Annotated in this window: 24 protein-coding genes and 1 tRNA gene; 4 read left to right on the forward strand and 21 right to left on the reverse strand. The window is 62.8% G+C overall.

The window, feature by feature from the left end; all coding sequences use genetic code 11:
* Positions 1-189 precede the first annotated feature (189 nt).
* Positions 190-1,668 (reverse strand): porin, encoded by a 1,479-nt coding sequence (locus BRA471DRAFT_RS21540; protein WP_007611060.1) that lies wholly within the window; start codon positions 1,666-1,668, stop codon positions 190-192.
* Between the two features lie 399 nt (positions 1,669-2,067).
* On the opposite strand from BRA471DRAFT_RS21540, the gene BRA471DRAFT_RS21545 reads away from it, so the two are divergent.
* Positions 2,068-2,574 carry a MarR family winged helix-turn-helix transcriptional regulator gene (locus tag BRA471DRAFT_RS21545; RefSeq protein ID WP_007611061.1) on the forward strand — a complete coding sequence of 169 codons (507 nt, stop codon included), beginning with the start codon at positions 2,068-2,070 and terminating at the stop codon, positions 2,572-2,574.
* Positions 2,575-2,584: 10 nt separating this feature from the next.
* Here BRA471DRAFT_RS21545 and BRA471DRAFT_RS21550 read toward each other — a convergent pair whose 3' ends face one another.
* From BRA471DRAFT_RS21550 to BRA471DRAFT_RS21560, 3 genes are all read right to left on the reverse strand, one after another.
* The gene (locus BRA471DRAFT_RS21550; protein ID WP_007611062.1) at positions 2,585-3,697 is read right to left on the reverse strand and encodes a S9 family peptidase; all 1,113 of its coding nucleotides are present in this window, start codon (positions 3,695-3,697) and stop codon (positions 2,585-2,587) included.
* Positions 3,698-3,968: 271 nt separating this feature from the next.
* Positions 3,969-4,940 (reverse strand): SDR family oxidoreductase, encoded by a 972-nt coding sequence (locus BRA471DRAFT_RS21555; RefSeq protein WP_007611064.1) that lies wholly within the window; start codon positions 4,938-4,940, stop codon positions 3,969-3,971.
* A gap of 144 nt (positions 4,941-5,084) precedes the next feature.
* Positions 5,085-5,993: a dihydrodipicolinate synthase family protein gene (locus BRA471DRAFT_RS21560; RefSeq protein WP_007611066.1), complete on the reverse strand. Its 909-nt coding sequence runs from the start codon at positions 5,991-5,993 to the stop codon at positions 5,085-5,087.
* 341 nt (positions 5,994-6,334) lie between these two features.
* Between BRA471DRAFT_RS21560 and BRA471DRAFT_RS21565 the strand changes: the two genes are divergently transcribed.
* A complete protein-coding gene (locus tag BRA471DRAFT_RS21565; protein WP_007611067.1) occupies positions 6,335-6,574 on the forward strand; it encodes a hypothetical protein in 240 nt (79 codons plus the stop codon).
* Between the two features lie 331 nt (positions 6,575-6,905).
* On the opposite strand, the gene BRA471DRAFT_RS21570 is transcribed toward BRA471DRAFT_RS21565, so the two are convergent.
* The 9 genes from BRA471DRAFT_RS21570 to BRA471DRAFT_RS21615 form a co-directional block, all read right to left on the reverse strand.
* Positions 6,906-7,661 carry a DarT ssDNA thymidine ADP-ribosyltransferase family protein gene (locus BRA471DRAFT_RS21570; RefSeq protein ID WP_035974169.1) on the reverse strand — a complete coding sequence of 252 codons (756 nt, stop codon included), beginning with the start codon at positions 7,659-7,661 and terminating at the stop codon, positions 6,906-6,908.
* Complete coding sequence (locus BRA471DRAFT_RS21575) at positions 7,652-8,557, reverse strand: macro domain-containing protein (protein ID WP_007611068.1); 906 nt, start codon at positions 8,555-8,557, stop codon at positions 7,652-7,654. Before BRA471DRAFT_RS21575 ends, BRA471DRAFT_RS21570 begins: the two co-directional genes overlap by 10 nt.
* Positions 8,558-9,310: 753 nt before the next feature.
* Positions 9,311-9,388: transfer RNA gene (locus BRA471DRAFT_RS21585), tRNA-Pro, on the reverse strand.
* A gap of 108 nt (positions 9,389-9,496) precedes the next feature.
* Positions 9,497-10,075 carry a MerR family transcriptional regulator gene (locus BRA471DRAFT_RS21590; protein ID WP_007611070.1) on the reverse strand — a complete coding sequence of 193 codons (579 nt, stop codon included), beginning with the start codon at positions 10,073-10,075 and terminating at the stop codon, positions 9,497-9,499.
* A gap of 27 nt (positions 10,076-10,102) precedes the next feature.
* Positions 10,103-10,444, reverse strand: coding sequence for an integration host factor subunit alpha (locus BRA471DRAFT_RS21595; RefSeq protein ID WP_179950105.1), 342 nt, complete (start codon positions 10,442-10,444; stop codon positions 10,103-10,105).
* A 133-nt stretch (positions 10,445-10,577) separates the two neighbouring features.
* A complete protein-coding gene (locus BRA471DRAFT_RS21600; RefSeq protein WP_007611077.1) occupies positions 10,578-11,558 on the reverse strand; it encodes a beta-ketoacyl-ACP synthase III in 981 nt (326 codons plus the stop codon).
* Positions 11,555-12,616: a phosphate acyltransferase PlsX gene (gene plsX, locus BRA471DRAFT_RS21605; protein ID WP_007611078.1), complete on the reverse strand. Its 1,062-nt coding sequence runs from the start codon at positions 12,614-12,616 to the stop codon at positions 11,555-11,557. The genes BRA471DRAFT_RS21600 and plsX overlap by 4 nt, the downstream gene beginning before the upstream one ends.
* Positions 12,617-12,914: 298 nt before the next feature.
* Positions 12,915-13,478: a DUF177 domain-containing protein gene (locus BRA471DRAFT_RS21610; RefSeq protein WP_007611079.1), complete on the reverse strand. Its 564-nt coding sequence runs from the start codon at positions 13,476-13,478 to the stop codon at positions 12,915-12,917.
* Complete coding sequence (locus BRA471DRAFT_RS21615; protein ID WP_007611080.1) at positions 13,475-14,026, reverse strand: ubiquinol-cytochrome C chaperone family protein; 552 nt, start codon at positions 14,024-14,026, stop codon at positions 13,475-13,477. The genes BRA471DRAFT_RS21610 and BRA471DRAFT_RS21615 overlap by 4 nt, the downstream gene beginning before the upstream one ends.
* Positions 14,027-14,124: 98 nt before the next feature.
* Between BRA471DRAFT_RS21615 and BRA471DRAFT_RS21620 the strand changes: the two genes are divergently transcribed.
* Together BRA471DRAFT_RS21620 and BRA471DRAFT_RS21625 are read left to right on the forward strand one after the other, a co-directional pair.
* Entirely contained in the window at positions 14,125-14,610 is a 486-nt protein-coding gene (locus BRA471DRAFT_RS21620) for an outer membrane protein assembly factor BamE (RefSeq protein WP_007611081.1), read from the forward strand.
* An 86-nt stretch (positions 14,611-14,696) separates the two neighbouring features.
* On the forward strand, positions 14,697-15,698 hold the full coding sequence (locus tag BRA471DRAFT_RS21625) for a tripartite tricarboxylate transporter substrate binding protein (protein WP_007611084.1): 1,002 nt from the start codon (positions 14,697-14,699) through the stop codon (positions 15,696-15,698).
* Between the two features lie 79 nt (positions 15,699-15,777).
* Here BRA471DRAFT_RS21625 and BRA471DRAFT_RS21630 read toward each other — a convergent pair whose 3' ends face one another.
* From BRA471DRAFT_RS21630 to ribH, 8 genes are all read right to left on the reverse strand, one after another.
* Complete coding sequence (locus BRA471DRAFT_RS21630; protein WP_007603436.1) at positions 15,778-16,050, reverse strand: acyl carrier protein; 273 nt, start codon at positions 16,048-16,050, stop codon at positions 15,778-15,780.
* Positions 16,047-17,522 carry a hypothetical protein gene (locus tag BRA471DRAFT_RS21635; RefSeq protein WP_007611085.1) on the reverse strand — a complete coding sequence of 492 codons (1,476 nt, stop codon included), beginning with the start codon at positions 17,520-17,522 and terminating at the stop codon, positions 16,047-16,049. Before BRA471DRAFT_RS21635 ends, BRA471DRAFT_RS21630 begins: the two co-directional genes overlap by 4 nt.
* Positions 17,523-17,557: 35 nt before the next feature.
* Positions 17,558-19,108 (reverse strand): amino acid adenylation domain-containing protein, encoded by a 1,551-nt coding sequence (locus tag BRA471DRAFT_RS21640; RefSeq protein WP_007611086.1) that lies wholly within the window; start codon positions 19,106-19,108, stop codon positions 17,558-17,560.
* On the reverse strand, positions 19,105-20,298 hold the full coding sequence (locus tag BRA471DRAFT_RS21645) for a class I SAM-dependent methyltransferase (protein WP_231170950.1): 1,194 nt from the start codon (positions 20,296-20,298) through the stop codon (positions 19,105-19,107). Before BRA471DRAFT_RS21645 ends, BRA471DRAFT_RS21640 begins: the two co-directional genes overlap by 4 nt.
* 373 nt (positions 20,299-20,671) lie before the next feature.
* On the reverse strand, positions 20,672-22,792 hold the full coding sequence (locus tag BRA471DRAFT_RS21650; protein ID WP_007611089.1) for a sodium-translocating pyrophosphatase: 2,121 nt from the start codon (positions 22,790-22,792) through the stop codon (positions 20,672-20,674).
* Positions 22,793-23,027: 235 nt separating this feature from the next.
* A complete protein-coding gene (thiL, locus tag BRA471DRAFT_RS21655) occupies positions 23,028-24,026 on the reverse strand; it encodes a thiamine-phosphate kinase (RefSeq protein WP_007611090.1) in 999 nt (332 codons plus the stop codon).
* A gap of 174 nt (positions 24,027-24,200) precedes the next feature.
* Entirely contained in the window at positions 24,201-24,698 is a 498-nt protein-coding gene (nusB, locus tag BRA471DRAFT_RS21660; protein WP_007611091.1) for a transcription antitermination factor NusB, read from the reverse strand.
* Positions 24,699-24,700: 2 nt separating this feature from the next.
* The gene (ribH, locus tag BRA471DRAFT_RS21665) at positions 24,701-25,192 is read right to left on the reverse strand and encodes a 6,7-dimethyl-8-ribityllumazine synthase (RefSeq protein ID WP_007611095.1); all 492 of its coding nucleotides are present in this window, start codon (positions 25,190-25,192) and stop codon (positions 24,701-24,703) included.
* Between the last annotated feature and the right edge of the window lie 8 nt (positions 25,193-25,200).

A 25,200-nucleotide genomic window follows, 5' to 3' on the forward strand; every position in this document is an offset into this window, starting at 1 on the left:
AACTTTCGTCATCGGCTGGGGAGTTATATAGCTTAGTAACTCAGGTAAGTAAATAAGTTTGAGCCAGATCGGATCGCATGGCTCGTCTTCGCTGCCCGCACGGGCTGCCGGATTTTCCGAACGCCCCTCTTGTAAAAAAGCCCCGGCGGTTTCCCGCCGGGGTTCTCTGATCGATCCGCGAGACCGATGTTAGAAGTTGCGCTGGGCGCGCAGCAGCATGCTGACCGAGTTCTGGTCCTTCAGCTCGTACACGGCCGCCGGCTTCGCAGCGGTGGCAATGCCCGGGCTCGCAATGGAGCCGGAGTACTTCTGGTCCAGACGCGACCAGCTCAGGTCGGCAGTGAACGCCAGGTTCTTGACCGGAGTCCACACGGTGTTGACACCGACGACCGCGAAGTTGAAGTCCGGATTACAGGTCGCACCCGCGAGCGCGATTGCAGCGAAGTTGCCGCAGATCAGGCCCTTGCCGGCAGTGCCGTACTTCAGCTGGGCATAGCCACCGTAGACGGCGCTCGCCCAGTTCGGGCTCCAGTTGTGGGTATAGCCACCACGCAAGCCCCAGGTCTTAACGGTATCGATACCGGTACCGGCACCGAAGACGCCGTCGGAAAGACCGGCGAAACCGGTGCTCTGATACGCGGTGTCGCTACCGCTGAACATGAAGAAGCTCTGCGGAAACAGGCTCTGGAAGTTGTAACGGGTCGCACCGTCGGTGTAGACGGCCTGCAGGTTGATGTTGTCGCCCGCGCCGGTCGGGATGTTCTTGATCGACAAAGCGCCCTGCACAGCCCAACCCCACTTGTCGGAGGGATGACCGGTAACTTCCGTGGCGCCGTAGTAGCCGGCATGGAGATCATGCGCGGCAACCGAGAGCTGGGCCAGACCCCAGGCCTGGTCGACGCGGACCTGACCGATGATGTCAGGAGAACGCGTGCCACCCCAGGAGTTGGCACCGTAGACGCCCGTCACGAACTGAGCGGCCGTACCCGAGGACACGTTCCAGAGGTTCGACTGACCGTTGTTCGCGGACGTCTCATCCTGCAATGCGACCGAAGCGGTGATGCCCTGGCCGAAGTCGGCCGTGTAGGCAACCTGGTTCACACCGTTGGTATGGTTGCTGCCGCCCGGAATGGTGTCGGGACCGCCAGCCGGATAGCTCTGCCACGGGGCGTCGAAGATCGAGACCGTGCGGCCGAACGTGAAGCCAGCGAACTGGATGAACGCATGGTAGAGGCCGAGCGAGGCGGCGCCGCCAGTCGCGAACGTCGAGGGATTGCTGCCGGTGACCGTCGCGGAATCGTAGGTGAAGACCGCGTCGGCGTAGGTTCGCACCACGCCATATTCGGTCGCTGTGCGGGTGTCGACGTTGAAGTCGAAACGAGCGCGGCCGGTATAGTAGTTGGTCAGACGGTTGTTCGAGCCCGCGTTCGCGCCTTGCTGGAAGTTATAGTCGCCTGCACCGCCGAGGATCGCGTCAGCGCGCAGATAGCCGCCCAGCTTGATGCAGGTATCGGTGCCCGGCATGTAGTAGAATCCAGCTCCATACAGGGAGCAGATCTTGACGTACTCGACCGCCTTGGCCTTGACCGGAAGATCGGCCGCCTGGGCTCCACTGACGGCGATCAAACCCGCCGCAGTGCCGAGCAAAAGGCTCTTCACCACTTTCATATTAAAACCTCCAAGTTGCTCATGTTACGAAGACCGGACCGTCAGGCCCCCCAGATCCCCGTCTTTCAAATCCGCTCGGCCGCTTTGCGCACACACCCGCTTTCGATGCGAGGGACGTGGGCGAACCAGCTGCAACGGGACGATCGAGTACCCCCCACCGTCACGACGCAATATGCCTGCGCCGTTCACTAATCAAAATACCTTATTTGATAAGCTTTGTGGTTTCGCTAAACCTGTGCCCCGTGCGCAACACCCCGGCAAAGCGATTCCGTGAGCTGATCATCTTTGTAGTTTTAGTGACAAAATTACCCTGCTCTGCACTTGCGTCAGAGCAGGCTTGCGTGGACTATGGCTTGCACGACACCGGCCGCATACAAATCAGATCACGGGAGTGACGCTGTGTCAGCGACGAGGAAAGAAGGGGCGCGCCTCCGCACCATCGGCAATCTGGATATCATCAGGCGCTTCACCTGGGAGATATCGTCGATCAACATGTATCTGGAGGAGCTGCGTCAGTTCTGGGCGAGAACGCTCGGCATCAGCGGTCCGCAATGGCTGATCCTGATGGCGATCTCCGACCTCGACAAGGACGACGGCATTCCGGTGAACGTCGTCTCAAAACTGCTCCACGTCGACCCGTCGTTCGTCACCACCCAGTCCAAGCTGCTCGAGAAGAAGGGCCTGTTGCGCCGTCGTCCCTCGCCGACCGACGCACGGGTGGTGCGGCTGTCCCTGACCGAGAAGACGCAGAAGCACCTGGCGAGCCTCAACGAGCAGTACAAGACGATCAAGGAATTCGTCTTCCAGGAGTTCGACGAGAAAGAGCTGACGGAATTCACCACCAAGCTCGCGATGCTGAAAACCCGTCTCGAAAAGGCCTGCGTCCGCCTGACCCTCGACTTCTGAGGCGACGTCCTTAAATGCGCCGCGCGGCGCCTAGCCGGGATTCGAGCCAATCGAAGATGTATTCATTGGCAAGGCTCGGATTGTCCGCATGACCCTCCGCCGCGCCGGTTTCGGCCGCGGTGAATACCTTCAACATCACATCCGAACTGCCGAGCCGGGACGTCTGCACGATCTGACGCGCCCGATCGGCCTTGAGCCAGCCGTCCTCACCGAGCGTGATAAGCACCGGACAGTCGGCGCTCGAGGCCATCAGCGGAGCATGCGGCACCGGAACGATGGAGACGTCGCTCATCGCGAATCGGCTCGCAAAGAAGGCTCGCTCGTGCAGGTCCCACAGGCCGCCATCACAGACGGCGGCGGCGAGCCGCGGCTCCTGCAGCACCGCCCGCGCCACGAAGGACGATCCCCAGCCATCGGCGACGATCGCGACGCGCTCGAAATCGACCTCGCTGCACGTCTCCAGATAGTCCATGACGCACGGAATCGCACTCTCGAGGTCCCGGCGCCGCAACAGCGCGTCGAGATAATCGTCGCGCTGGTCGCCGAACAGGTCCAGCGCCAGCAGCGAGAAGCCACGCTCGCGCGCATGCGGCGCAAGCTTGAACAGAAACTCTTCCTTGCGGTGGCCGGGCTCGCCGATGCAGATCACGGTCGGCGCTCGCACGCGTCCCGACGGCGCCGGCAGGAAATAGCCCTGCAATGAATGGCCGTCGAGCCAGGGTATCGTCATGATTTCGCCGGCCGGATCGCGCGCGGCGAGGAAGCGGCGGGCGCAATCCTGCATCGCGAGGACTGCGACCCAGCGGCGCTCGTCCGCCTGATCGAGCGGCATCGCTGCCGCGCTGTAGTAATTCATGGCGCGGAGCCAGTTGCGCTGCGCGGTCGCCCTGTGACCTTCCGCGAACGCGGCCTCGGCACGAAGCCGATTGGCCTGCGCCAGATTCTTCCACTCGCGATGCCAGGACTGGTCGTCGCCCCGCTTCAGCTGCCGCGCGATCATCAGGCATTCCGCGATCGTGGCGCCGCCCTCCTGGGCCGCGGTCAGGAGCCGCGTGAACTCAGCGGAGATGTCCTCTCGCTCCGGGCAAAGGGTCCAGTCGTCGGAGAGGCATGCGGGTATCATCGGGAGCTACGCTCTGGTCATCACCTTACACATGACTGACTAAACTATTTTGGTTCCCTGACCAAGCAGCCGTGCGCCAAATGAGAGCCGTTCGAGATCACCATCGCTTGAACGAATGTGTCGCATGCGTGACACTCCAATTCGTCATGAGTGGCCAACTCAGGCGAGAAACGCCGACCGCGAACTGGCAAGAGGTGGCACGCGAAATTGCCTGCGCACCTCTTGCCATGATGAGCATCATACCTATATCGGCGCGCGCTCGGCGGCCGCCTCAGCCGAGCCGCCAGCCGACCTCCTGCGTGAAACTTTCGTAGAAGGCGCGGTCGTAGGCCTGCTCCGGCGTGGCGCGCACGCGCTCGTCGAGGCGCTTTGCGTCCTCGCCCACGAGAATGCGCCATTGCTCCGCCTTGACCCCGTCGAGGATGATCCTGGCGGCCTGCGCCGCCGTCGTCGGCGCGTCCTCGAGGAAGCTGCGGGCGCGCTCGGTGAACGCCGCCTGGATGTCCTCGTCCGACATCTTGTCGGCATCCGGCACGCCGGCCGCCACCATGCGCTTGCGGGTCAGCGCGACCTCGTCGGCATTGAGCCGCTCCGAACCGTCGGCGCTCTGCACCTTGCGCGAATTGGAGACGATCGAGGTGCCGATATGGCCGGGCATCACCACCGAGCATTTGACGTGCGGCGCGTGCAGGCGGAGGTCGTTGATCAGCGCTTCGGTAAATCCCTTCACGGCGAACTTCGCCGAGCTATAGGCGGTGTGGGACTGGTTCATACCGATCGAGGCCCAGAAGCCGTTGACGCTCGCGGTGTTGACGATGTGGGCCTCGTCGGCTGCGACCAGCATCGGCAGGAAGGTCCGGACGCCGAGATAGACGCCACCCCAGCAGATGTTGAAGGTGCGCTCCCACTGCTCGCGCGTATTGGAGAACAGGCTGCCGCCGCCGCCGATGCCGGCGTTGTTGAACAGAAGATGGATCCGGTCGGTCTTCTGCTGCTCGGCGAGCTCGTCGCGGAATCGCTTCAGATGATCCTCGATCGAGACGTCGGCGACATGGGTCGTGACGCGCAGGCCCTGCGGCAGCTTCTCGACCTCGCACAGCCGCCTGGTCTCGGCCATCGCGGCTTCCGAGACGTCGCACATCGCGACATTGCAGCCCTCGGCGACGAGCTGCCGCGCGAGCTCACGTCCCATTCCCGTGCCGCCGCCGGTGATGACGGCGATCTTTCCTGCAAAATCCTTCATGGGACTTTCGGCCCCTCCCTTGTCGGTATGTTTCTTCACAGCCAGCGCCGCACGCATCGCAGCGCGCGCAAATGTAGCAGCGCCGCATCCGCAGGCAAAAGCGGATCGGCGCTGCCATGTTCATCAGTTATTTCGGGGCGTGGACTATTCGGCCGCCTCGACGCGCCGCCCGTTCAACGCGCCGAGCCCGTCCAGCGCCTTGCGGATCGCCGCCTGCTGCACGGGCGATGCCTCCGGCATCGGCGCGCGCGGATAAGTCCTGGGCAGGCCCTGCAGCGTCTGCGCATAGCGCGTGCAGGCCGGCAGATTGTCGGCGATGACGGCGTTCCACAGCGTCAGCAGCTTCTTGTGCAGGTCGAGCGCGCGCGGATGGTCGCCCGCCTTCACCGCATCCCACAGCGCGACCGAGGCATGCGGCGCCGCGGTCAGGATCGCGGCGATCGAGCCATGGGCCCCCAATGTGTAGGACGGATACATCAGGGCATCGACCGCGCTGTAGATCAGCTTGTCCGGCGCCATCATCATGAGGTCCGCGAACAGCTTCAGGTCGCCCGCGCTCTGCTTGACGCCGACCACCAGCGGCACCTCGGTCATGATCCGCGTCAGCAGCGCCGGCGACAGATACGACCACGGCACCACGTTGTAGATGATGATGGGCATGCCGGTCTCATCAGCCATGGCGCGGAAATGCGCCACCATCGCCTCGTCGTCCGGCTTGAACAGGTAATGCACCGGCGTGACCTGGAGGGCGGCGACATTCATGTCGCGCACGAGCTTGCCGCGGCGGATCGCATCGCGCGTGGAATCGACGATGATGCCGGCGATCACGGGAATGCGCCCCTTCACCGCCGCGACCGTCGCTTCCATCAGGTCGCGATATTCCTCGTGATCGAGCGTGTGCCCCTCGCCGGTCGAGCCGCCGGCCGCGACACCATGCGCGCCGGCCCCGATCATCCAGTCGACCTGGGGCGCCACGAGCGTGTAGTCGATCTCGCCATCCTTGCGGAACGGCGTCGTCATCGGCGGAATCACGCCGGTCGGTCGTGCCTTCATGGTCTGCCCTCGCGTTTCCATATCCCTTGTGGCGGTCCCGCTCTTTTGGCGGGTGCCCACGGTCCTTCCGAGCCTACCGGCTGCAAGCGGCCTGTGAAGCGCCCCCGGCGCGGCGCTGCCCCCACAAACGATCATCCCTGCGACTCACCCCCTTACTCACCCCTGCCGGTTCCCGTATTTGCCCGGCTTCGGTTTAAGGGCAATTTTTTTACAATCCGAATCTTCAATGGACTCCGGACGCTGGGTCGAGTCGGCCAGGTCAGCGTGTTGTTTGTGTCACAGGCTCTGGCACTCCGCTTGCATCCTCTTCGTGGTCAGAAACTACCGATGAGGTGACTGGAATGTTCGTGACCGTCGTTGCCGTGCTCTGCCGGCTGAGTGCAGCCAGCTCAGGCAGTTGCATCGAGGAAATCGTGACCGACAGCAACATGACGCCCGAGATGTCGATGATGCAGTGTGCGATCGGCGCACAGGCCCCATTGGCGAAATGGATGGGCGAGCATCCGATCTACCACGCCAACTGGCGGCTCGATCGCTACAAATGCGTCCCGGGTCACTACGAGATCAAGGGCCACGCCTAAGGCCCCGCAAAACTACTGATACCAAGACGACGGACCAAGACTAAAAACGAGGAAACGCCCCGGAGGCCGACTGGCTTTCCGTGCGGGGGTGCTGAAGACCGTCAGACCAACTCGTCGCCATGCTTGACGTTTGCGCAGAACGCCAGATGGCCTTCGAGCTCGATACGAACACGGTACGTGCCATGAGGCAGAGAAGCTGCAATTCGCCAGCGCCGTATCGACGCTTCAGGGTGGGCTGCCATCTCCCTATTGACGAAGTGTATTACCTCTTTGCCCGTCGAGTCGGCTGCAACTACTTTGACGGAAATCGGCTTTTGGTCCGTTCGCGGATTTAGCTCGAATACAAGCCCATTTTCAACAATTCCGACATACTCAACGAAGACATACTTCCTTCAAATACCAACAAATCATTGGACACGATAATCTTGTTGGACCAAGACTTTGCACAGTCTCCCAGCATGTCACAGAGGGTTTCACGCTCGGCAACCGTTCGACAGTATATCCATTGCAAGGCAGTAGAGAGCGGCAGCGGAGAAGCCGCTAGAACCTCGGCGCAACGATGTTCGGTGATCGATTTGTCACCTCCCGTCGCTCCGACGTGAAACACTTTTTCGAATGGTATCGTCGCAAAATAAATTTCTGAATCTTGGGGCTCTGCAGTGGCGGTCTGCATATTGCGATCGGAGAACTTTACACCCTCGCTCAAAAGAACCTTACGGGCGTCGAATACGAACATAATCAAGACTGGAGCGTGAGAGCTCTCGCCAAACGAGCATTCGCCCTGTTTCCGAATTCCTTCTATGTGCCACTGCGTAGGCGTCGTCGGCCGGAAATAGAGACGCGCAAAATTGTGAGCGTACTCGCGTGTGTTTATTACAGCGATGGCAGCGACGTCCCGCGTCCTCTTATTGTTGGGATCGTTTCGAGAACGCAAATTCCCATCTCTGAGCAACTCGACCGCGTTCTCGATGGGAGCATGATGGAATAGGCGGCTGGGCCAATTGCGTCTGTACGAGTACCATGGCTTATTGAGTTCGGCTTCCCACCTGCCAATATGATCTTCGATGAAGGTCGCACTTAGCGCCATGCCATTTCGATCTGCTTCTTCGATTCAGGGATAGCTTCATCGGCGCCTAAGGTTGGAAGCAATTCAACAGCCAACTCAGCCTGGCATTCCGCCTTTTGAATCTGGATCGGCCGCACGTGAGGCAAGAGGCTAATGAGCGATAGCAACGGGCCTCCTCCTTCCATACTCGTCCACCCAGCCTTTTCCTTAGTCAACAACCCCTTCTGAAGTCCAACCCAGACCCCGCGTAAATCCTCCCGATCAAACGTCCACTCTCGTTCCTCGAACCTAAGTTTCAAATGGCCGTCGATAATGAAAGCGTCGATCGGCGATTTACTCGAGATATCGAGCAAATTACCGCGCACCAAATCGGTCGCACGATATAGCGACTGCATAAAAGACTCAAAATTCGAGTCTGAGGCCCGCTCGCCACGCAGCTTATTTGCGACCGCCTCCATATGCTCCGGCAAACCAATATCGACCGTGAAATCGTGGATATAGACTTGAATCGGAAGCGGTGACAAATATCGCTCCATCAAGGGACGAACGTCATCCCAATCCAGTCCTCCGTTCCCGCAACCGAGCCTAGGGAAGGAGACCTCTCCAATGCCGAGTGCCTTGTAATTCTCGACGAACTTGCGGAGCCCCGCCTCTATCCATTCCAATTTCGATGGATTGCGCCAATGCAACTTCGTGGGGAAATTGAGAGTAAGATGATCCTCTCCTCGCCAAAGCCAAAGCTTGCCAGGGGCTAGCAATTTTTGGTCACAAATCCGCTTATAAGCAGCGAACATTTCGGGCTCGCGCTTCTTGAATTCGAGCGCAATGCCCTTCCCCATTATCCCGACGCAGTTGACGGTATTGACGAGCGTCTGTGCTGTCGATTCGAGGAGGCTCGTGCGCCGATAGATTAGCATTGATCTTCCGCAAGTTTCAGACGTGTGGAGGTTGCTTCCGCACGGCATCTGAGCGCGATTTCGGCCGACGTGACTCAACACAGCGAATCTCAAGTTGTAAACAGGCGGCCTGATTAGAGGCGAGAATGTTAACGCAAATGATGCGATGGGACGACGCGAGCTTCAGTGTATCGATTGCGAAGAAAGCGCAGCTACTTGTTAGAACATATAGAGAACGTATTCACTTTTGTCAACTATCTCAATAGCTTAGAAATGATGACTTATTTGATGATGCATAATGTTTCACCTTTTCAATGAGATACAGTGGGCGACCTCGCGCATGGCCAGCGCCTTCCGGCGTCGGCATCAACGAATAATTGTGCGGCCAGCCACCGAGCAGAGCCCACCGTCTGCCCTCGCCCGCTCGGCGAGATCGACGCTGTCATGCAGCAGATCGCGCATTCCCTCGGCCCAAGCGAGCGGAACGCGTAGTGCGGGGGGCAGACTACCCTCGCGGATGTCACGCTTCACCGCGACGCAGATCCGCATCCAGAAGTCCGGCATGATGCACCATACCCCTTGCCCAGCGCGTCAAATCGCTTCGGAACAACGTCATCCGGTCAATGACATCGCTACTGTGCATGGGGTTGTTTTCGGCATTTTAGTTTGCCGACCACCGAAGCAACCACCGCAACCAACCGCCGCGCATGCGTCACCGGCGGCAGCAGGCTCCGCGCCGCCCCTCGATTCATCCGACAGATGCTTTGGTAAGAATGGTCGGAGCGAGAGGATTTGAACCTCCGACCCCTAGTCTCCCAGACTAGTGCGCTAACCGGGCTGCGCCACGCTCCGAACGTCGTTCCATTAGCTAGGATCGCTGGTTTGCGCAAGGCGAGGTCACACCATTTTGCTGCCTCCGCCGAAAGGCACCGGAACTGCCCCAAAGCGGGAGATCCGGCGTCAGGCGTCCTTGAGCGCCTGATCCAGCATCTCGCGGCAGGCGATCAGCTCGGCGAGCACCCGTCCGAGGCGCTCCCGGTCGATGGCGCTGGGGCCGGCGGGTGCGGCGGGGGTGCCGCCCTTGCGGAAGGTGGTGAGGATTTCCTCGTCGTCGGTCTCGGAGAAGCGGAAGTCGATGCCCTCCTCCTCCTCGCCCTGGTAGTCGTCATCGTCGCTGTCGCGGGCGCCGCGGACGCCGGTCTCCTCCTCGGGCTCCATCAGGCTGGCGCCGACGGCGTCCTCGATGGCGCCGAACGAGACCGCGGCCGCGCTGTCGGCGAGGCCCTGCACTGATTTGACGCCGTGTTCTTTCAGGATCCGCTGCACCCCGCGGATGGTGTAGCCTTCCCCGTAGAGCAGACGGCGGATGCCCTTGAGCAGGTCGACGTCGTCGGGGCGGTAATAGCGGCGGCCGCCGCTGCGCTTCATCGGCTTGATCTGGGAGAATCGGGTCTCCCAGAACCGCAGCACGTGCTGCGGAATGTCGAGTTCCTGCGCTACTTCGCTGATGGTTCGGAACGCATCCGGCGCCTTGTCCAAATGCCAAATCCTTATCCGGAGGGCGGATTACGCCTCGGGTTGCGCCTTGCTGGCGTCGCCATTGGTGCGGTGCTGGCCGTTGATCCGCTGCTTCAGGATCGCGGACGGCTTGAACACCATGACCCGGCGCGGCGAGATCGGCACCTCGGTGCCGGTCTTGGGATTGCGACCGATGCGCTGACCCTTCTTGCGGACCATGAAGGAGCCGAACGAGGACAGTTTCACCGTCTCGCCTTTCTCAAGGCAATCGGTGATCTCCTTCAGCACGAGTTCCACGAAGGCAGACGATTCCGTGCGCGATAGCCCCACCTTCTGGTAGACGGCCTCGCACAGATCGACACGCGTTACGGTTTTACTTTGATCGGTCATCGCCCTGCCCCACATCACGGCGAACAATTGTTGTCTGAAATTATGAGCTTACGATACGGCGGTCAACAGCGCTCATCAATGCAGGCGCATCGATAATCCGATCTGATTCGGGCAAAATTTTATCGACTGTGGCTTACCAGCGCACCAGCGCGGAGCCCCAGGTGAAGCCGCCGCCCATGGCTTCGAGCAGAACCAGGTCGCCGCGCTTGATGCGGCCGTCCTTGCGCGCCACCGACAGCGCCAGCGGGATCGAGGCCGCCGAGGTGTTGCCGTGACGGTCCACCGTCAGCACCACCTTCTCCGGCGCGATATGGAGCTTGTGCGCGGACGCGTCGATGATTCGCTTGTTGGCCTGGTGCGGCACGAACCAGTCGATGCTGTCGGCATCGAGCCCGGTCGCCTTGAAGGCGTCGACGATCACGTCGGTGATCATGCCGACCGCGTGCTTGAAGACCTCGCGGCCCTCCATGCGCAGATGGCCGACGGTCTGGGTCGAGGACGGACCGCCGTCGACGAACAGCTTCGCCTTGTGGCGGCCGTCCGAGCGCAGATGCGTGGTCACGATCCCGCGGTCGGTCGCGGCATTGCCCGGTTGCTCCTGCGCCTCCAGCACCACGGCGCCGGCGCCGTCGCCGAACAGCACGCAGGTGCCGCGATCGGTCCAGTCGAGGATGCGCGAGAAGGTTTCCGCCCCGATCACCAGCGCGCGCTTGAAGGCGCCCGTGCGCAGGAAATTATCGGCGGTGGCGAGCCCGAACACGAAGCCCGAGCACACCGCCTGAAGGTCGAAGGCGGCGCCATGGTTGATGCCGAGCCCGTGCTGCACGGCGACCGCGCTCGCGGGGAAGGTGTTGTCAGGGGTCGAGGTCGCGAGCACGATCAGGTCGATCGACTGCGCGTCCACGCCGGCATCGGCGAGCGCAGCCTGCGCCGCCTTGAGCGCCAGATGCGAGGTGAACTCGCCCTCGGCCGCGATGTGCCGCTCGCGAATGCCGGTGCGTTGCACGATCCACTCGTCGGACGTGTCAATGCGCGCCGCCAGTTGGGCGTTGGTCACCACCTGCTCCGGCAAATAAGAGCCGCAGCCCAGCACGACCGAACGAATTTGAGTCACGAAACAGCCTCCTGCGCGGCCTGCACGGAACTGAGTGCACCACCTTCGCGATTGAGCATCTGATTGATCTTGTTGAGGAGATCGAATTTGACCATCTCATAGCCAACATCGATCGCATAGGCAAAGCCTTCGGCAGCGATTCCGCCATGGCTCTTGACCACGATCCCGTTCAACCCCAGCAACACGCCGCCGTTGGATTTGTTCGGATCCATCTTGTTGCGCAGGGCCTGGAAGGCGTTGCGCGCAAAGAGATAGCCGAGCTTTGACAGCCAGCTCCGCTTCATCTCGTCCCGGAGCAATTCCGCCATCTGCCGTGCGGTTCCCTCCGCGGCCTTCAGCGCGATGTTGCCGCTGTAGCCCTCGGTGACGATGACGTCCGCCACCCCCTTGCCGATGCCGTCGCCCTCGACGAAGCCGAGATAGTCGAGCTCGGGCAGGTTCCTGGCGCGCAGGATTTCGCCGGCCTCGCGAATCTCCTCGTGCCCCTTGATCTCCTCGACCCCGATATTGAGCAGGCCGACCGTGGGACGCTTCTTGTTGAACAACACACTGGCCATCGCCGCGCCCATGATGGCGAGCGACACCAGATGATGCGTATCGCCGCCGATGCTGGCGCCGAGGTCGAGGACGACGGAATCGCCGCGCCTGGTCGGCCACATGCCGGCAATGGCCGGACGGTCGACGCCCGGCAGCGTGCGCAGGTGGAAGCGCGACATCGCCATCAGCGCGCCGGTATTCCCGGCAGAGACCGCAACATCCGCCTCGCCCTTTTTCACCGCATCGATGGCAAGCCACATGGAGGAGGTCCTGCGGCCGCGCCGCAGCGCCTGGCTCGGCTTGTCCTCGCCGCTGACCGCGACATCGGTATGAATGATCTTCGAGGCGGCCTTCAGCGCGGGGTGGCGGTCGAGCTCGGGCTCGATCTTGGCGCGGTCCCCGATCAGCAGGAATTCGATCTCGCGATGCCTAGCGAGCGAGATGGCGGCGCCTGGAATGACCACGGCGGCGCCGGCGTCGCCCCCCATGGCGTCAAGCGCGATGCGAACCTTGCTTGGCATAAAAGTCCTGGAAACCTGGTCTGGTGCGGTCTTGAACGAGCGGGGCCGCAAATGGGTTCGCCACGAACATGGCGGTCGGTCAAGCGCCACGCCGCACCCGGACCGGGGCGCGACAATAGCGTTTTGTTATCCCGAAACAACCTCTTGCCCCCAGCCTTTTGCATTCGGGAGCATCGGGCCGCGGACGGACTAATTCACGAGAAACACATCAAAATCAAACAGATAATTCGAACTTTCAAACCACCACCGCAAACACCTCGCGCCCCGTAGCAAAGCGGTCCTCCGGGTAGGACGGCAGCTATTGGTCTTTCTTCTTGTCCTGGAGTGCCTTCAGGACCGCAAAGGGATGGTCCTCCGGATCGGGGGCGGTGACCTCGGGCTCAAACACGACCCCCGGCTTCCGCGGATAGGGGTCGACCGCCAGGAACAGGGCGTCGGTGGCGAGCCGGCCGAGGTCGATAATGCCATTGACGATCGCCTCCGGCGGGTCGGCGACCTGCTCCTGATCGTCGTGCCCCTCCTCCATCAGCTCGGCCAGGCGGCGGACCTCGGCCTCGGGGGCAAATATCAGGTCCACCTCCTCGTCGATGTCGCTCTCCATCGGGTCAAGCGTGACCACACAGGTCTGGCCGATCCGGGCGCGGACGTGCCCCGTGACCTGGATCCGGTTGCCGCTTTTCGGCACGACATCGAAATCGGCCTGGACCGAGACAACCTCGCGCAAGCCTGCCGTCTCAGCCATGGCCTGCCGCTCGGCGGCCGAGGCCTCGAGTTTGCGATGCAGGCCGGTATCCGGGATCTGTGCAACGATGACGGGCACCCGCCAGGGATCGGGCCCGGATGCTGGTATCGGTCGGGTCATGGCGTGACATCCTCAGGAAGCGCTGGAGGAAACTTGAAGGACGCGGCCAACAATGCGGCCTCGCCGGTCCGGGCGAGGTCGGCCTCGGCGGCCCTGGCATAGGCCGCGAGGCGCTGCGCCTGGTCCATGCCGGCCCCGTTCAAGATATTCTTGCAGATCGCCGATGCCAGCGCCTCGCCGCTGCCGTCCATACCCTGATCGTAGGCTTGGACCCGCCCGTAAAAGGCCTCGCCGAAGGCCCGCATCCGCTTCGGCACGGTCTGGTCCCCTATCCCCATCTCGCGCAGATTGTCGTCCATGTCCTCGCAGAAGCGGTCGAACAGCGCCTGCGACAGCTCGGTGGCGCTCTGGACCGTGCGCAGGCGGCGCAGCAGCAGCCAGAGGTGCAGCAGCAACAGATCGAAACGCCCGTTAACGGTATCCGGCACGCCCAAGTCGCGGTAAAATATGGGTTCTCGCGCCTGCGTCACGATCATGCCATAGATGGCTTCAATGGTGCCCGGCGAGGCTAGGCGGGGTTTCCTGAAGTGATTGAACGGCCAAAGCATTGTGGTTTCCGCAAGCGGGCGCGCGCGTGTTGCATTCAGAGCCTCCGCCCGGTACTTCAGCGCCTCGCGCGACGCAAGGGGACGGAATCAGTTCCGCTATGACGATAACGAACCAGACCAGCCTGCGTGCAGACAAGCGGCGCGGCCTTCACGCACGTTGGCGCGGTTTGCGCCTGTTCGCGGCCGCGGCCCTGGTTGGCGCTGCGCTTGCGGGCTGTACCGGCGAGCAGTTCCAGAAGGGCTATATCCTGCCGCCCGGCGCGCTGGAGCAGATTCCGATCGGCGCGAGCCAGGACCAGGTGCTGATCGTGATGGGCACCCCCTCCACCGTCGCAACCCTGGACGGCGAAGTGTTCTATTACATCTCGCAGCGCTCCGAGCGCATGGTCGCCTTCATGAACCAGAAGGTGGTCGATCAGCGCGTCATCGCGGTCTATTTCGACAAGAACCGGCGCGTGCGCCGCCTTGCGAATTACGGCCTGCAGGACGGCAAGATCTTCGACTTCATCAGCCGGACCACGCCGACGTCGGGCCAGGAGATGAGCTACCTCGCGCCGATCTTCAAGCTGCTCAGCTTTAACTGAGCCTTCAGCCTGCGGCTTCGTGCGGCTTGCCGTTGCGCGTCCTGTTCCATACGCTCTCCGCAAAACAAGATGCAGGGAGTGGATTCGTGCCCAATAAATTGCTGTCCCGCCGTCGCGTGCTCACCGGTGCTGCCGCTATCTCGGCCGCAGCGATCCTGCCGCGATCGAGTCTGGCGGACTGGAAGCCCACCGAAAACGTCCGCCTCGTCGTGCCGGCGGCCGCCGGCGGTTCGACCGACGTGATGGGTCGGCTTCTGGCCGCGCATCTGCAGACCGCCTGGGGCCAATCGGCCGTGGTGGAAAACCGCTCCGGCGGCGGCGGCACGATCGGCACGGCCGAGGTGGTCCGCGCCAAGCCGGACGGCCACACCATCCTGATCGGCAATCCCGGTCCGAACGCGATCGCCTACAGCATTTTCAAGAACCTCACCTACAAGCCGGACCAGCTCCAGCCGGTCTCCAACATGATCCGGATCCCGAACATCGTCTCGGCGCATCCCAAGACCGGCATCAAGTCGATCGCCGAGCTGGTCGCCTATCTCAAGGCCAATCCGGACAAGCTCAGCTACGCCTCCTCCGGCGTCGGCCAGAGCCCTCACCTCACCGGCGCCTGGTTCCTGCAGCTCACCGGCCTGAAGATGACGCACATCCCGTTCCGCGGCGCCGGTCCCGCGCTCCAGGCGGCGCTCGCCGGCGACATCCAGATCCTGTTCGACAATCTCTATCCGAGCCTTCCCCAGGTGCAGAACGGCACCCTCACCGGCCTCTGCGTCACCACGACGGAGCGCAGCGACCTGGCGCCGAACCTGCCGACCATGCGTGAGAGCGCGCCGGAGCTTGCGGCTTTCGACGTGTCATCCTGGTTTTCCGTGTTCCTGCCGAAAGGCGTCTCACCCGAGGTGCTCAACGCGCTCAATCTCCAGGTCAAGGCGATGCTCGAGCGCGACGACATCAAGAAGAACATCACCGCCATGGGCGCCCGCGCCGACTACGGCACGCCCGACCAGTTTGCCGCCTTCGTGGACGCCGAGACGAAGAAGTTCGCCGGCATCATCCAGAAGGAAGGGCTGCAGATGGACGTGCAGTAGCCTTCGCATCCGCGGAGGCGGCCCAACATGCATCGCCGCGACGCGCTTTCGGGTTGAGCGCGTGGCGACACATCGGTTGCTATGCAAGCTCGGCCGACGGCTGTCCTACCAAAGCAGCAATCGCCGAAATCGAGTCCAGGCGCGTCAAATCGAAGCCGATGTCGGAGAAATTGATCCCGTGGTCGGTCTCAATGCTCATAATCAGCTCGACCGCGTCGAGCGAATCGAGGCGGCCGCTGGTGAACAACAGATCATCGTCACCAAGCGGCGCGCTGTCGCCCTTCATCAGCAGCCGCTGCACGATGTAGCGTCGCATCTGCGATCTGACTTCAGGGCCGGCTTTCGTGGTCATGTCGAGACTCCCAGGAGATAGAACAGGAATTCGGCGCGTTGCCCGAGCGAATGCTCGCGGTCGAGCGGCGCATCGAAGACGTGAATGAGACAAAAGAAGCTCGACACCCACAGGCAAGGCAGCAAGCGGCCACGCAGCCATCCTTGCGGCGCCCGTGGGGCGCGGCGCATCTGCGAGAGCCCGACGCTGATGGCAAGGACAAACGTGTAGAACGCGTGCGATTGCTGACCGACCACGGCCCGCCAAAGGCCCATTTCGCCGACGAAATGAATATCGCGGATGAAGTGAAACAGCAGGTTGCCGACACAAGCCGCGGCAAAGGTGGCGAAGAACATGCGAAGGCGGCGATGGCCGCGGAGGCAGCGAACAAAGGTCGGGTAGAAGAAATGATCGGCGAGCAGTTCCTTGTAATAGAAGTAGTAGCGGTTCCAGAATTCCGCGAGCGTCGTTGACTCCAGAGGCCGGTAGGTGTTGCGCAGCAGGCGAAAGCCGGCAAGCCGCGCCGTGGCAATGATGACGCCGCCGAAAACCGTCATGCTCAGCAGGTCCTCGGCGAAGAAGCTGACGAGGCTCGCCCATCCGACGAAACGCGACCAGGGATGGCCCGCGAGATATTGCAGCAAGTTGTCGTCGAACATTGGAAGCTGCAAACGCGCGTGGACCAACTCGACGAGACAGATCCTGACGATGGCGAGCACAAGGATCCAGACCGCAAGCTTGACGCCCTTGAGCTGCGTTTCAGCAAGCTCCTCGGGTGTCTTGGCCTCGAAGCGGTCGAGATAAGACAGCCCCTTCCCGAACGGCGTCAGCGACGATCCCCAGAAGGGGTGGAAAACGCTCAGATGCCGCCACACCGGAGATCGCTTCCTGCCCGCATCGGCCAGACCATAGGCAAGGAACCACAAATAGGGTTGGACCGTCATCAGGAACGACCACAGTAAGACGCGCGGCAGGCCGGCCATCGCCGTGGCCTGCGTCAGCGCGACGAGTGCCAGGAACGCCAGCAACAGGCTGAGCGTCGGGCGCCGGAAAACGATCGTCCCTGCTCCTTGCATGATCAGCAGTCCCGCGAACAGCGCAACCACGACGACCAGCATGACCGCTTCCAGCAGCGGCTGATGGATCCGGTCGCCGACGCCTTCGTCGACCGCCAGCCGTTCGAGAAAACCGCGGTCGATCAGGAACCCGCTGCGATAGAGCAGCAGCAAGGTTGCGAGCAGGATCAGGACGCGCCGGTACCGGCCGGCATAGGCGCATATCAGCGCGAGTCCCGCCGCTGTAAAATCGATACCTATCTGCCGAAACAGAACTGCGAGCAATCCGACCGCGCAGCAGAGCAGCACGCGGCCACCGATGTCCTGGACCCCCGCCACGAGCCTCGGGTCCTGATCGATCCTGGGGATCAACCGCCACGACGGCTTCTCAAGAGGACCCGATGGCGCGTAGCCGTAGGACTGGCTTTCAACACTCATCGGACAACGCGCGCGATCACGACGAGCTGTTGCATCTACGAGGCCCTTGCAACAGCTTCGCCAAGCAGCGACGCCACCGAGCGGCGGTCCGCCTTGCCATTGGGATTGATGGGAATGTCTTCCATCCAGATGAACCGGCCCGGCACCATGTAGGCGGGAAGGTGCGCCGCGCAGTGCAGGCGCAGATCGGTCTCTGCCATTCTCGCACCCGAATACGCGGCCAGCAGCCGACTGGCACCACTGGCGTCGTGCTGCACCACGGCAAGCGCACGGGTTATTCCCCTGCACGCCATCAGTGCGTGGTCGATCTCCTCCAGCTCGACCCGATACCCCCGAAGCTTGACCTGATTATCCGCGCGACCGCGAAAACGCAGGACGCCAGTTTCAAGGTCGGCCTCCACGAGGTCGCCGCTCCGATAGAGGATCGACCGATAGCCGTCGATCAGAGGATCCTGACAGAAACGGCGGGCCGTCTCTTGCGGGTTGTTGATGTAGCCGAGCCCTACCCCAGGACCTCCCAGCCACAACTCGCCGGCGGTGCCCGCGGGCACCGGCTTCATCTCTTCATCCAGGATCCGGTAGCTAAAATTGGGGTTGAGCCGCCCCAGGGGGGCCAATCCGTCCTTGGTCTCAAAAACGGATTCGACGATCTCGAAACCGCTACAAATGCAGCTCGTCTCGGTCGGACCGTAGCAATTGATCAGCTTCGCCTTGCCAGCAAACGCGTCGTGGAAGCGGCGAAGCCGGGCCAGCGGAAACCCCTCACCGCCGAACATGAACCGGCTGATGCTCGGCAGCCAATCCGGGCTCAGAAGATGCATGGAGTCCAGGAACATGAAGAGGGTCGGCACGGCGAAGAAGAATGTGCACTGATGCTTGGTGATCTCCGACACCAGCTCTGCGGGAGGCCGCCCCTTCAGCGCGTCCAGCGCGACAACCGCCGCTCCGTTCAGCAAGCCGGCATAGATGTCAAAGACCGAATTGTCGAAATAGATCGGGTTGACATTCGTCAGCCGGTCACCGGGTCCAATTCCAAGATCGTTCTTCGCCCAGGCGATCAGGTGAAGCACCCCTTGATGGGGGATGACCACCCCCTTCGGTTCGCCAGTCGATCCCGAGGTGAACATGACATAGGCCGGATCGGCCCCGGTGATCAGGGATGTCAGCTGTAGATTGTCATCTTCAAACTGCGACGCGGCATGATGCAAGGCAGCTCGGGCACTCGCATCGCCGATCAATGTCCGCGGTCCAGATCCATCGCGCACGCTGACGATCAGCGCGGGCCGGCATCGCTCCAGCATCAGCCAGGCACGTTCGTCGGGAGCCGCAGGATCGAGGAACGCATAGGGTGCTCCGATCTTGATGCAGGCGATCGCGAGCGCATAGGCCTCGACGATTTTCGGCAATTCGAGGCACACCACGGCGCCCTTGTTGACGCCCCGCGATGTCAACCAGCGCGCCAACCGGTTTGCCAACCGGTTGAGCTCCGAAAAGGCAAACCTGTCGCCTTCGCAGAACAGAGCGACAGCGTCCGGCGAGGACGCAACGGCCTCTTCGAAACGCAGCGCCAGATTATGGGCGGTCATACCGACGCCTCGATCATTTCATTGTCGCCGGGATCGCCCGGCGCGCTCGACGAGGCCTGCACGATCTCGGCAAAATCTCGCTGGTTGAGCGCGATCACGGCCGCGGGCAATTTCGCCTCCGGAACCTGGGCCTGCAACATGTCCCCGAGCTCCATGCCGAGATGCTGAAGGAACGCGGCGGCCATCGGATCGGTCGCCAGCGGCCTGCCCTCACTTGCCCCGTGCTTCATGTCCGGCACGAGGCTGCTGTTCTCGCTGCCAGCTGAAGCAGCTTCGGGATCGACACGCAGCACCACGTCATAGCGATAGCGGGTCAGCTCGTAGCTTGATCCGCGCTTGAGCAGGATTTCCGCACCCGATATCCGCGGGATGGATCCGGAAATGCCGTGAAAATAGCGGGGGTCGATCACCAACTCGCGCTCCTGGGCGATCGACAAGAAGATCTTTCGCGCGAGCCCGGCATCCGTGGCTCCCGAAACTTTCGCGGATTGAACTTCGCGATGGAAGACCGGCAGGAGCTCGAGGTTACGAACGTCGCCGACGAAGATGTGCCCCCCAGGAGCTACCAGGCATGCGGCATGCTCCAAGACTGTGTGCAGGTATTCGATGCCGGGAAAGTATTGCACGACCGAATTGAGCACCACTGCATCGAACGAATTCAGCGGCAAGCCGCTCAAATCGGCGGCTTCCCGCTCTAGAAATTCGACATGCCGAAGCTCGGGCTCCGACTGCGCGAACGCACGCAGCCGCTGAACGGCTACCGGCGAGAGGTCGGTCCCGCAATATACCTCGCAGCCAGGCGCGAGCTTTTCGACAAGCAAGCCGACGCCGCATCCGATCTCCAATACCCGCCTTGCACCAAGAGCACGAATTTGCAGGACCGTATGATCCAGCCAATCGACCATGTCGGGTTCGGGAATGGGCCTGTTGGTGAAGTTGCTGGTCCAACCGACGAATGACGGCACAACACCGTCGGCGTCACGGCGATACGCTTGATCGAAAGCCCGACGCCATTGCGCAACTCTGCGATCCGTCTCGGCCTGGAGACGCTTCGCCTTGCCGGCGCTCAGACGATCGGGGGCAATTGCGACGAAAGCGACCTCGGACTGACCACCGTGGCCAGGCTCGGCGCTGAAGAAAGCATCCGCCACGCCCGGATGCGCCATCAATGCCCGCTCAATCTCGTTCACAGGCCGTGCAGGCAACGGAAACCTCCCTCGTGCGGGCGGCAAGCAGCGAACCCCTGAACATATCGAGAGCGCGCCTCGCGCGGAACATCCCGACGCGTGCTGCGGAACTCGCTAAAACGCCGCCGACAATCTCGCGTATTTCTAGAGCTCGGCCGGTTAAGCAACCCTAAATGCGCGCACGCCTAGGATGCACATTTCCGCGCCGCTTACGCCCTCGGCATCGATGGATCGCTCTGATGATCGGATTGTTGCAGTTTCACGTCCCGCCGGGCGGGTTTCATGTTCAGATGATGCGCCGCCCCCCTGGCACCACGCACGCAAAGAAAGACCCCGCAGGCCTGCGCCGCGGGGTCTTCGTTCAGCAACGTCTACCTCAGTGCGCCAGGATCGCAAGCAGCAGCAAGGCAACGATATTGGTGATCTTGATCATCGGGTTCACCGCCGGGCCGGCCGTGTCCTTGTAAGGATCGCCGACGGTGTCACCGGTGACGGCCGCCTTGTGCGCGTCACTGCCCTTGCCGCCGAAATGACCGTCTTCGATGTACTTCTTGGCGTTGTCCCAGGCGCCGCCGCCCGAGGTCATGGAGATCGCGACGAACAGGCCCGTCACGATTACGCCGAGCAGCATCGCGCCGACGGCCGAGAACGCCGCCGACTTGCCGGCCGCCCCGCCCCCCGCGATTGCATAGATCACGAAGTAGACGAAGATCGGTGACAGCACCGGAAGCAGCGAGGGGATGATCATTTCCTTGATCGCCGCCTTCGTCAAAAGATCGACTGCCTTACCGTAATCCGGCTTGTCGGTGCCTTGCATGATGCCCGGCTTCTCGCGGAATTGTCGGCGGACCTCCTCGACGATCGCGCTCGCCGCGCGGCCCACGGCGGTCATGCCCATCGCGCCGAACAGGTAGGGCAAGAGACCGCCGAACAACAGGCCCACCACGACGTAGGGGTTGTTGAGCGAGAAGTCCGGTTTGACGCCGGCGAAGTAGGCGTGGTGCGCGGAGTCCGCAATGAAGAACTTGAGATCCTCGTTGTAGGCCGCGAACAGCACCAGGGCGCCGAGACCGGCGGAGCCGATCGCGTAGCCCTTGGTCACCGCCTTGGTGGTGTTGCCGACCGCATCGAGCGCGTCGGTCGACTTGCGAACCTCCTTCGGCAGGCCGGCCATCTCGGCAATGCCGCCGGCGTTGTCGGTCACCGGACCGAACGCGTCGAGCGCGACGACCATCCCGGCGAGCGCCAGCATCGTGGCGGTCGCGATCGCGATGCCGAACAGGCCGGCGAGGCTGTGGGTGACCAGGATGCCGGCGATGATGACGATCGCGGGCAGCGCAGTCGACTCCATCGAGATGGCGAGGCCCTGGATCACGTTGGTGCCGTGGCCGGTCACCGAGGCCTGGGCGATCGACTTGACGGGACGATAGTCGGTGCCGGTGTAGTATTCGGTGATCCAGATGATCAGCGCGGTGACGGCGAGGCCGACCACGCCGCATTCGAACAGCGCCATGCCGGTGTAATCGACGCCGGCGAGCTTGCCGAAGCCGATCAGGTAATAGATCACGCCGGCGATGCCGACCAGCGACAGGACGCCGGTTGCGATCAGACCCTTGTACAGGGCGCCCATGATCGACTGGCTCGGCCCGAGCTTCACGAAGAAGGTGCCGATGATCGAGGTGATGATGCAGATGCCGCCGATGGCGAGCGGCAACGTCATCATGTCGGCCAGGATCGGCGTCTTGGCGAAGAAGATCGCCGCCAGGACCATGGTGGCAACCGCGGTCACCGCATAGGTCTCGAACAGGTCGGCGGCCATGCCGGCGCAGTCGCCGACATTGTCGCCGACATTGTCGGCGATGGTGGCCGGGTTGCGCGGATCGTCCTCGGGAATGCCGGCCTCGACCTTGCCGACGAGGTCGCCGCCGACGTCCGCACCCTTCGTGAAGATGCCGCCGCCGAGACGGGCGAAGATCGAGATCAGCGAGGCGCCGAAGCCGAGCGCCACCATGGCGTCGATGACGACGCGGCTGTCAGGCGCAAGCTTCAGCGAATGGACCAGGAAGCCGAAATAGAGGGTCACGCCGAGCAGCGCGAGGCCCGCCACCAGCATGCCGGTGATGGCGCCCGCCTTGAAGGCAAGCTCGAGACCACCCGCGAGCGACGTCGTCGCCGCCTGCGCGGTGCGCACATTGGCGCGGACCGAGACGTTCATGCCGATGAAGCCGGCCGCCCCCGACAGGATCGCGCCGATGGCAAAACCGATCGCGACATAGAGCCCCAGGAAATAGGCGAGCAGCACGAAGATGACGATGCCGACCATGCCGATCGTGGTGTATTGACGCCGCAGGTAGGCCTGTGCGCCTTCGCGCACCGCTGCCGCGATTTCCTGCATTCGCGGAGACCCCGCATCCGCGCTCAAAACCGAAGACGTCGCCCAGATCGCGTAGACGACGGAAAGCACTCCGCAGAGCACAATCAACCATAATGCTGTCATGTGATTTTTTGCCTCAGATCCTTGATGAACGTACCCCCGGCGCCTTTTGTTTTTCCGTCGTGCGGTGCGGCGCCTTGATTTGAAAAGGGCCGCCCCTTGCCCGAAGGCGCGGCCCTAGTCGGTCACGACCTTGCCAAAATCAAATTGAGGGTGCAACGCCAGATAAGGCCGAAAAGCCGATCTCGGCAGGTATTTAGCCGGTCTTGGGAGCCCGGACGCGGGTTTGGAGCAATTCCTAGAAGTGGCTGTAGGACAGCCGCTTCAAGACCAGCTCCTGGCCCTGCCCGTCCAGGAAGCGCGGCCGCTCATGGCCCGCGACGATCGTGCCGATGGCCGTGACGGCAAGGCCTGCCGCCCGCCCCAAGGCAATCAGGGTGTCGCTTTGCGCCGGCGGAACGGTGCACAGCACCTCGTAATCGTCACCCCCGGCAAGCAGCGTCTCGACGGAAACGACCTTGCCCGCGATCAGGCCGGCCGCAGCGGTCGAGAGCGGCACGCTCGTCACCTCGATCGTGGCCGAGACGCCTGACGCCGCACAGAGCTTGGTCAGATCTCCGGCAAGCCCGTCGGAGACATCCATCGCAGCCGTCGCATGGTCGCGCACGGCCTGCGCGAGAGCGTTGCGCGGCTGCGGCACGCGATAGCGCGAGATCAGCGTCTCGCGCGCGTGCGGATCGGAGGCCAGCGCATTCGCGACCGCACCGCCCTTGAGCACGTCGAGGCCAAGCGCGGCGTCGCCGATCGTTCCCGTCACCAGGATACGGTCGCCCGGCTTCGCGCCGGTGCGGCCGACCATCCGCCCCTGCGGCACGCGGCCAAAGGCGGTAATCGAGATCATCTGCGGCCCCGGCGTCGACACCGTGTCGCCGCCGAGCAGCGGACAGGCGAAGGTTTTCGCATCCTCGCCGAGCGCGTCCGCGAACGGCCTGAGCCAGGCGTCTTCCTTGCTACGCAGCGCCAGTGTCAGCACGAAGCCGGCCGGCGCGGCCCCCTTGGCGGCGAGATCGGACAGGTTCACCCGCAGCGCCTTGCGCGCGATGGTATCGGGCGGATCGGCGGCAAGATAATGCACGCCCTCGACCACCGCGTCGGTGGTGACGACGATGTCGCTGCCGAGCGCCTGCAGGATGGCGGCATCGTCCACCAGCCCCAGCGCGCCGGGATCAGTCGCCAGCGGCTTGAAATAGCGCGCGATGAGGGAGTCTTCGGCGGAGGGGTTGTGCGGGCTGGTCATTAGCGTCAGCCACACACATCGCTGTCATCGCCCGGCTTGACCGGGCGATCCAGTATTCCAGAGACGATCGTGTGACATCGATAGGCCGCGGCGTACTGGATCACCCGCCTTCGCGGGTGATGACAGCAGAATATGGGGCAGCCGCATCGCATCAAATCACCGCCCTCGCGCCGTCTACCCCCGCCCGAACTCGTCACCGCGAAACTGGCGGCCAATCTGGTCGAGCACCGCGTTGACCATGCCGGTCTCCTCGCGGTCGACGAAGGCATTGGCGACGTCGACATATTCGGATACGACGACGCGGCCCGGCACGTCCTTGCGGTGTTCCAATTCGTACGCCCCTGCCCGCAGCACCGCGCGCAGGATCGCTTCGATGCGCTTCAACGGCCAGCCCTTCGACAGCGCCTCGTCGATCAGCGGATCGAGCTTCTTCTGGTCGCGCACGACGCCGGAGACGACGTCGCGGAAGAACGCCGCTTCCGCCGGGAGATATGTGTCGCCCTCGACCTCGTTGCCGAGCCAGTGGCTTTCGAACTCTGCAAAAATGTCGTTGATGCCGGCGCCGCCGATATCCATCTGATACAGCGCCTGCACGGCCGCGAGCCGCGCCGCACCGCGCCGGTTCGCTTTCTTCTCCGTGCCAGCCGGCGGCTTCTTGTTGTTATCGGCCATGATCAAGCCCGCGCCAGCCGGCGCTTTATGCGCAGCATCGCAATCGCGGCCCGCGCGGCATCGCCGCCCTTGTTCAGCTCGCTGGCGCGCGCCCGCGCCCAGGCCTGCGCCTCGGTGTTGACAGTGAGAATGCCGTTGCCGAGCGGCAGCTTGCGCGCCACCGCCAGGTCCATCAGCGCGCGCGAGGATTCCTGCGAGACGATCTCGAAATGGATGGTGTCGCCACGGATCACGCAGCCGAGCGCAATCGCGGCGTCATAGGGCTTGCCATTGGCGGCCGCGGCATCAACCGCGATGGCGATCGCCGCAGGAATCTCCAGTGCGCCGGGAACCGTGATGACATCGTGGGTCAGACCGGCCGCCTTCAGCTCTGCCACCGCGCCTTCGAGCATCGCGTCCTGGAGATCGTCATAGAACCGCGCCTCGACAATCAGCGCGCGTGCGCCGGAGATGTCGGTCTGGTCCTTCAGGGGTGCGCGCCGCGCGTCTGCCATCGTCAAAT

It is taken from the genome of Bradyrhizobium sp. WSM471 (assembly GCF_000244915.1).
Taxonomy (GTDB): domain Bacteria; phylum Pseudomonadota; class Alphaproteobacteria; order Rhizobiales; family Xanthobacteraceae; genus Bradyrhizobium.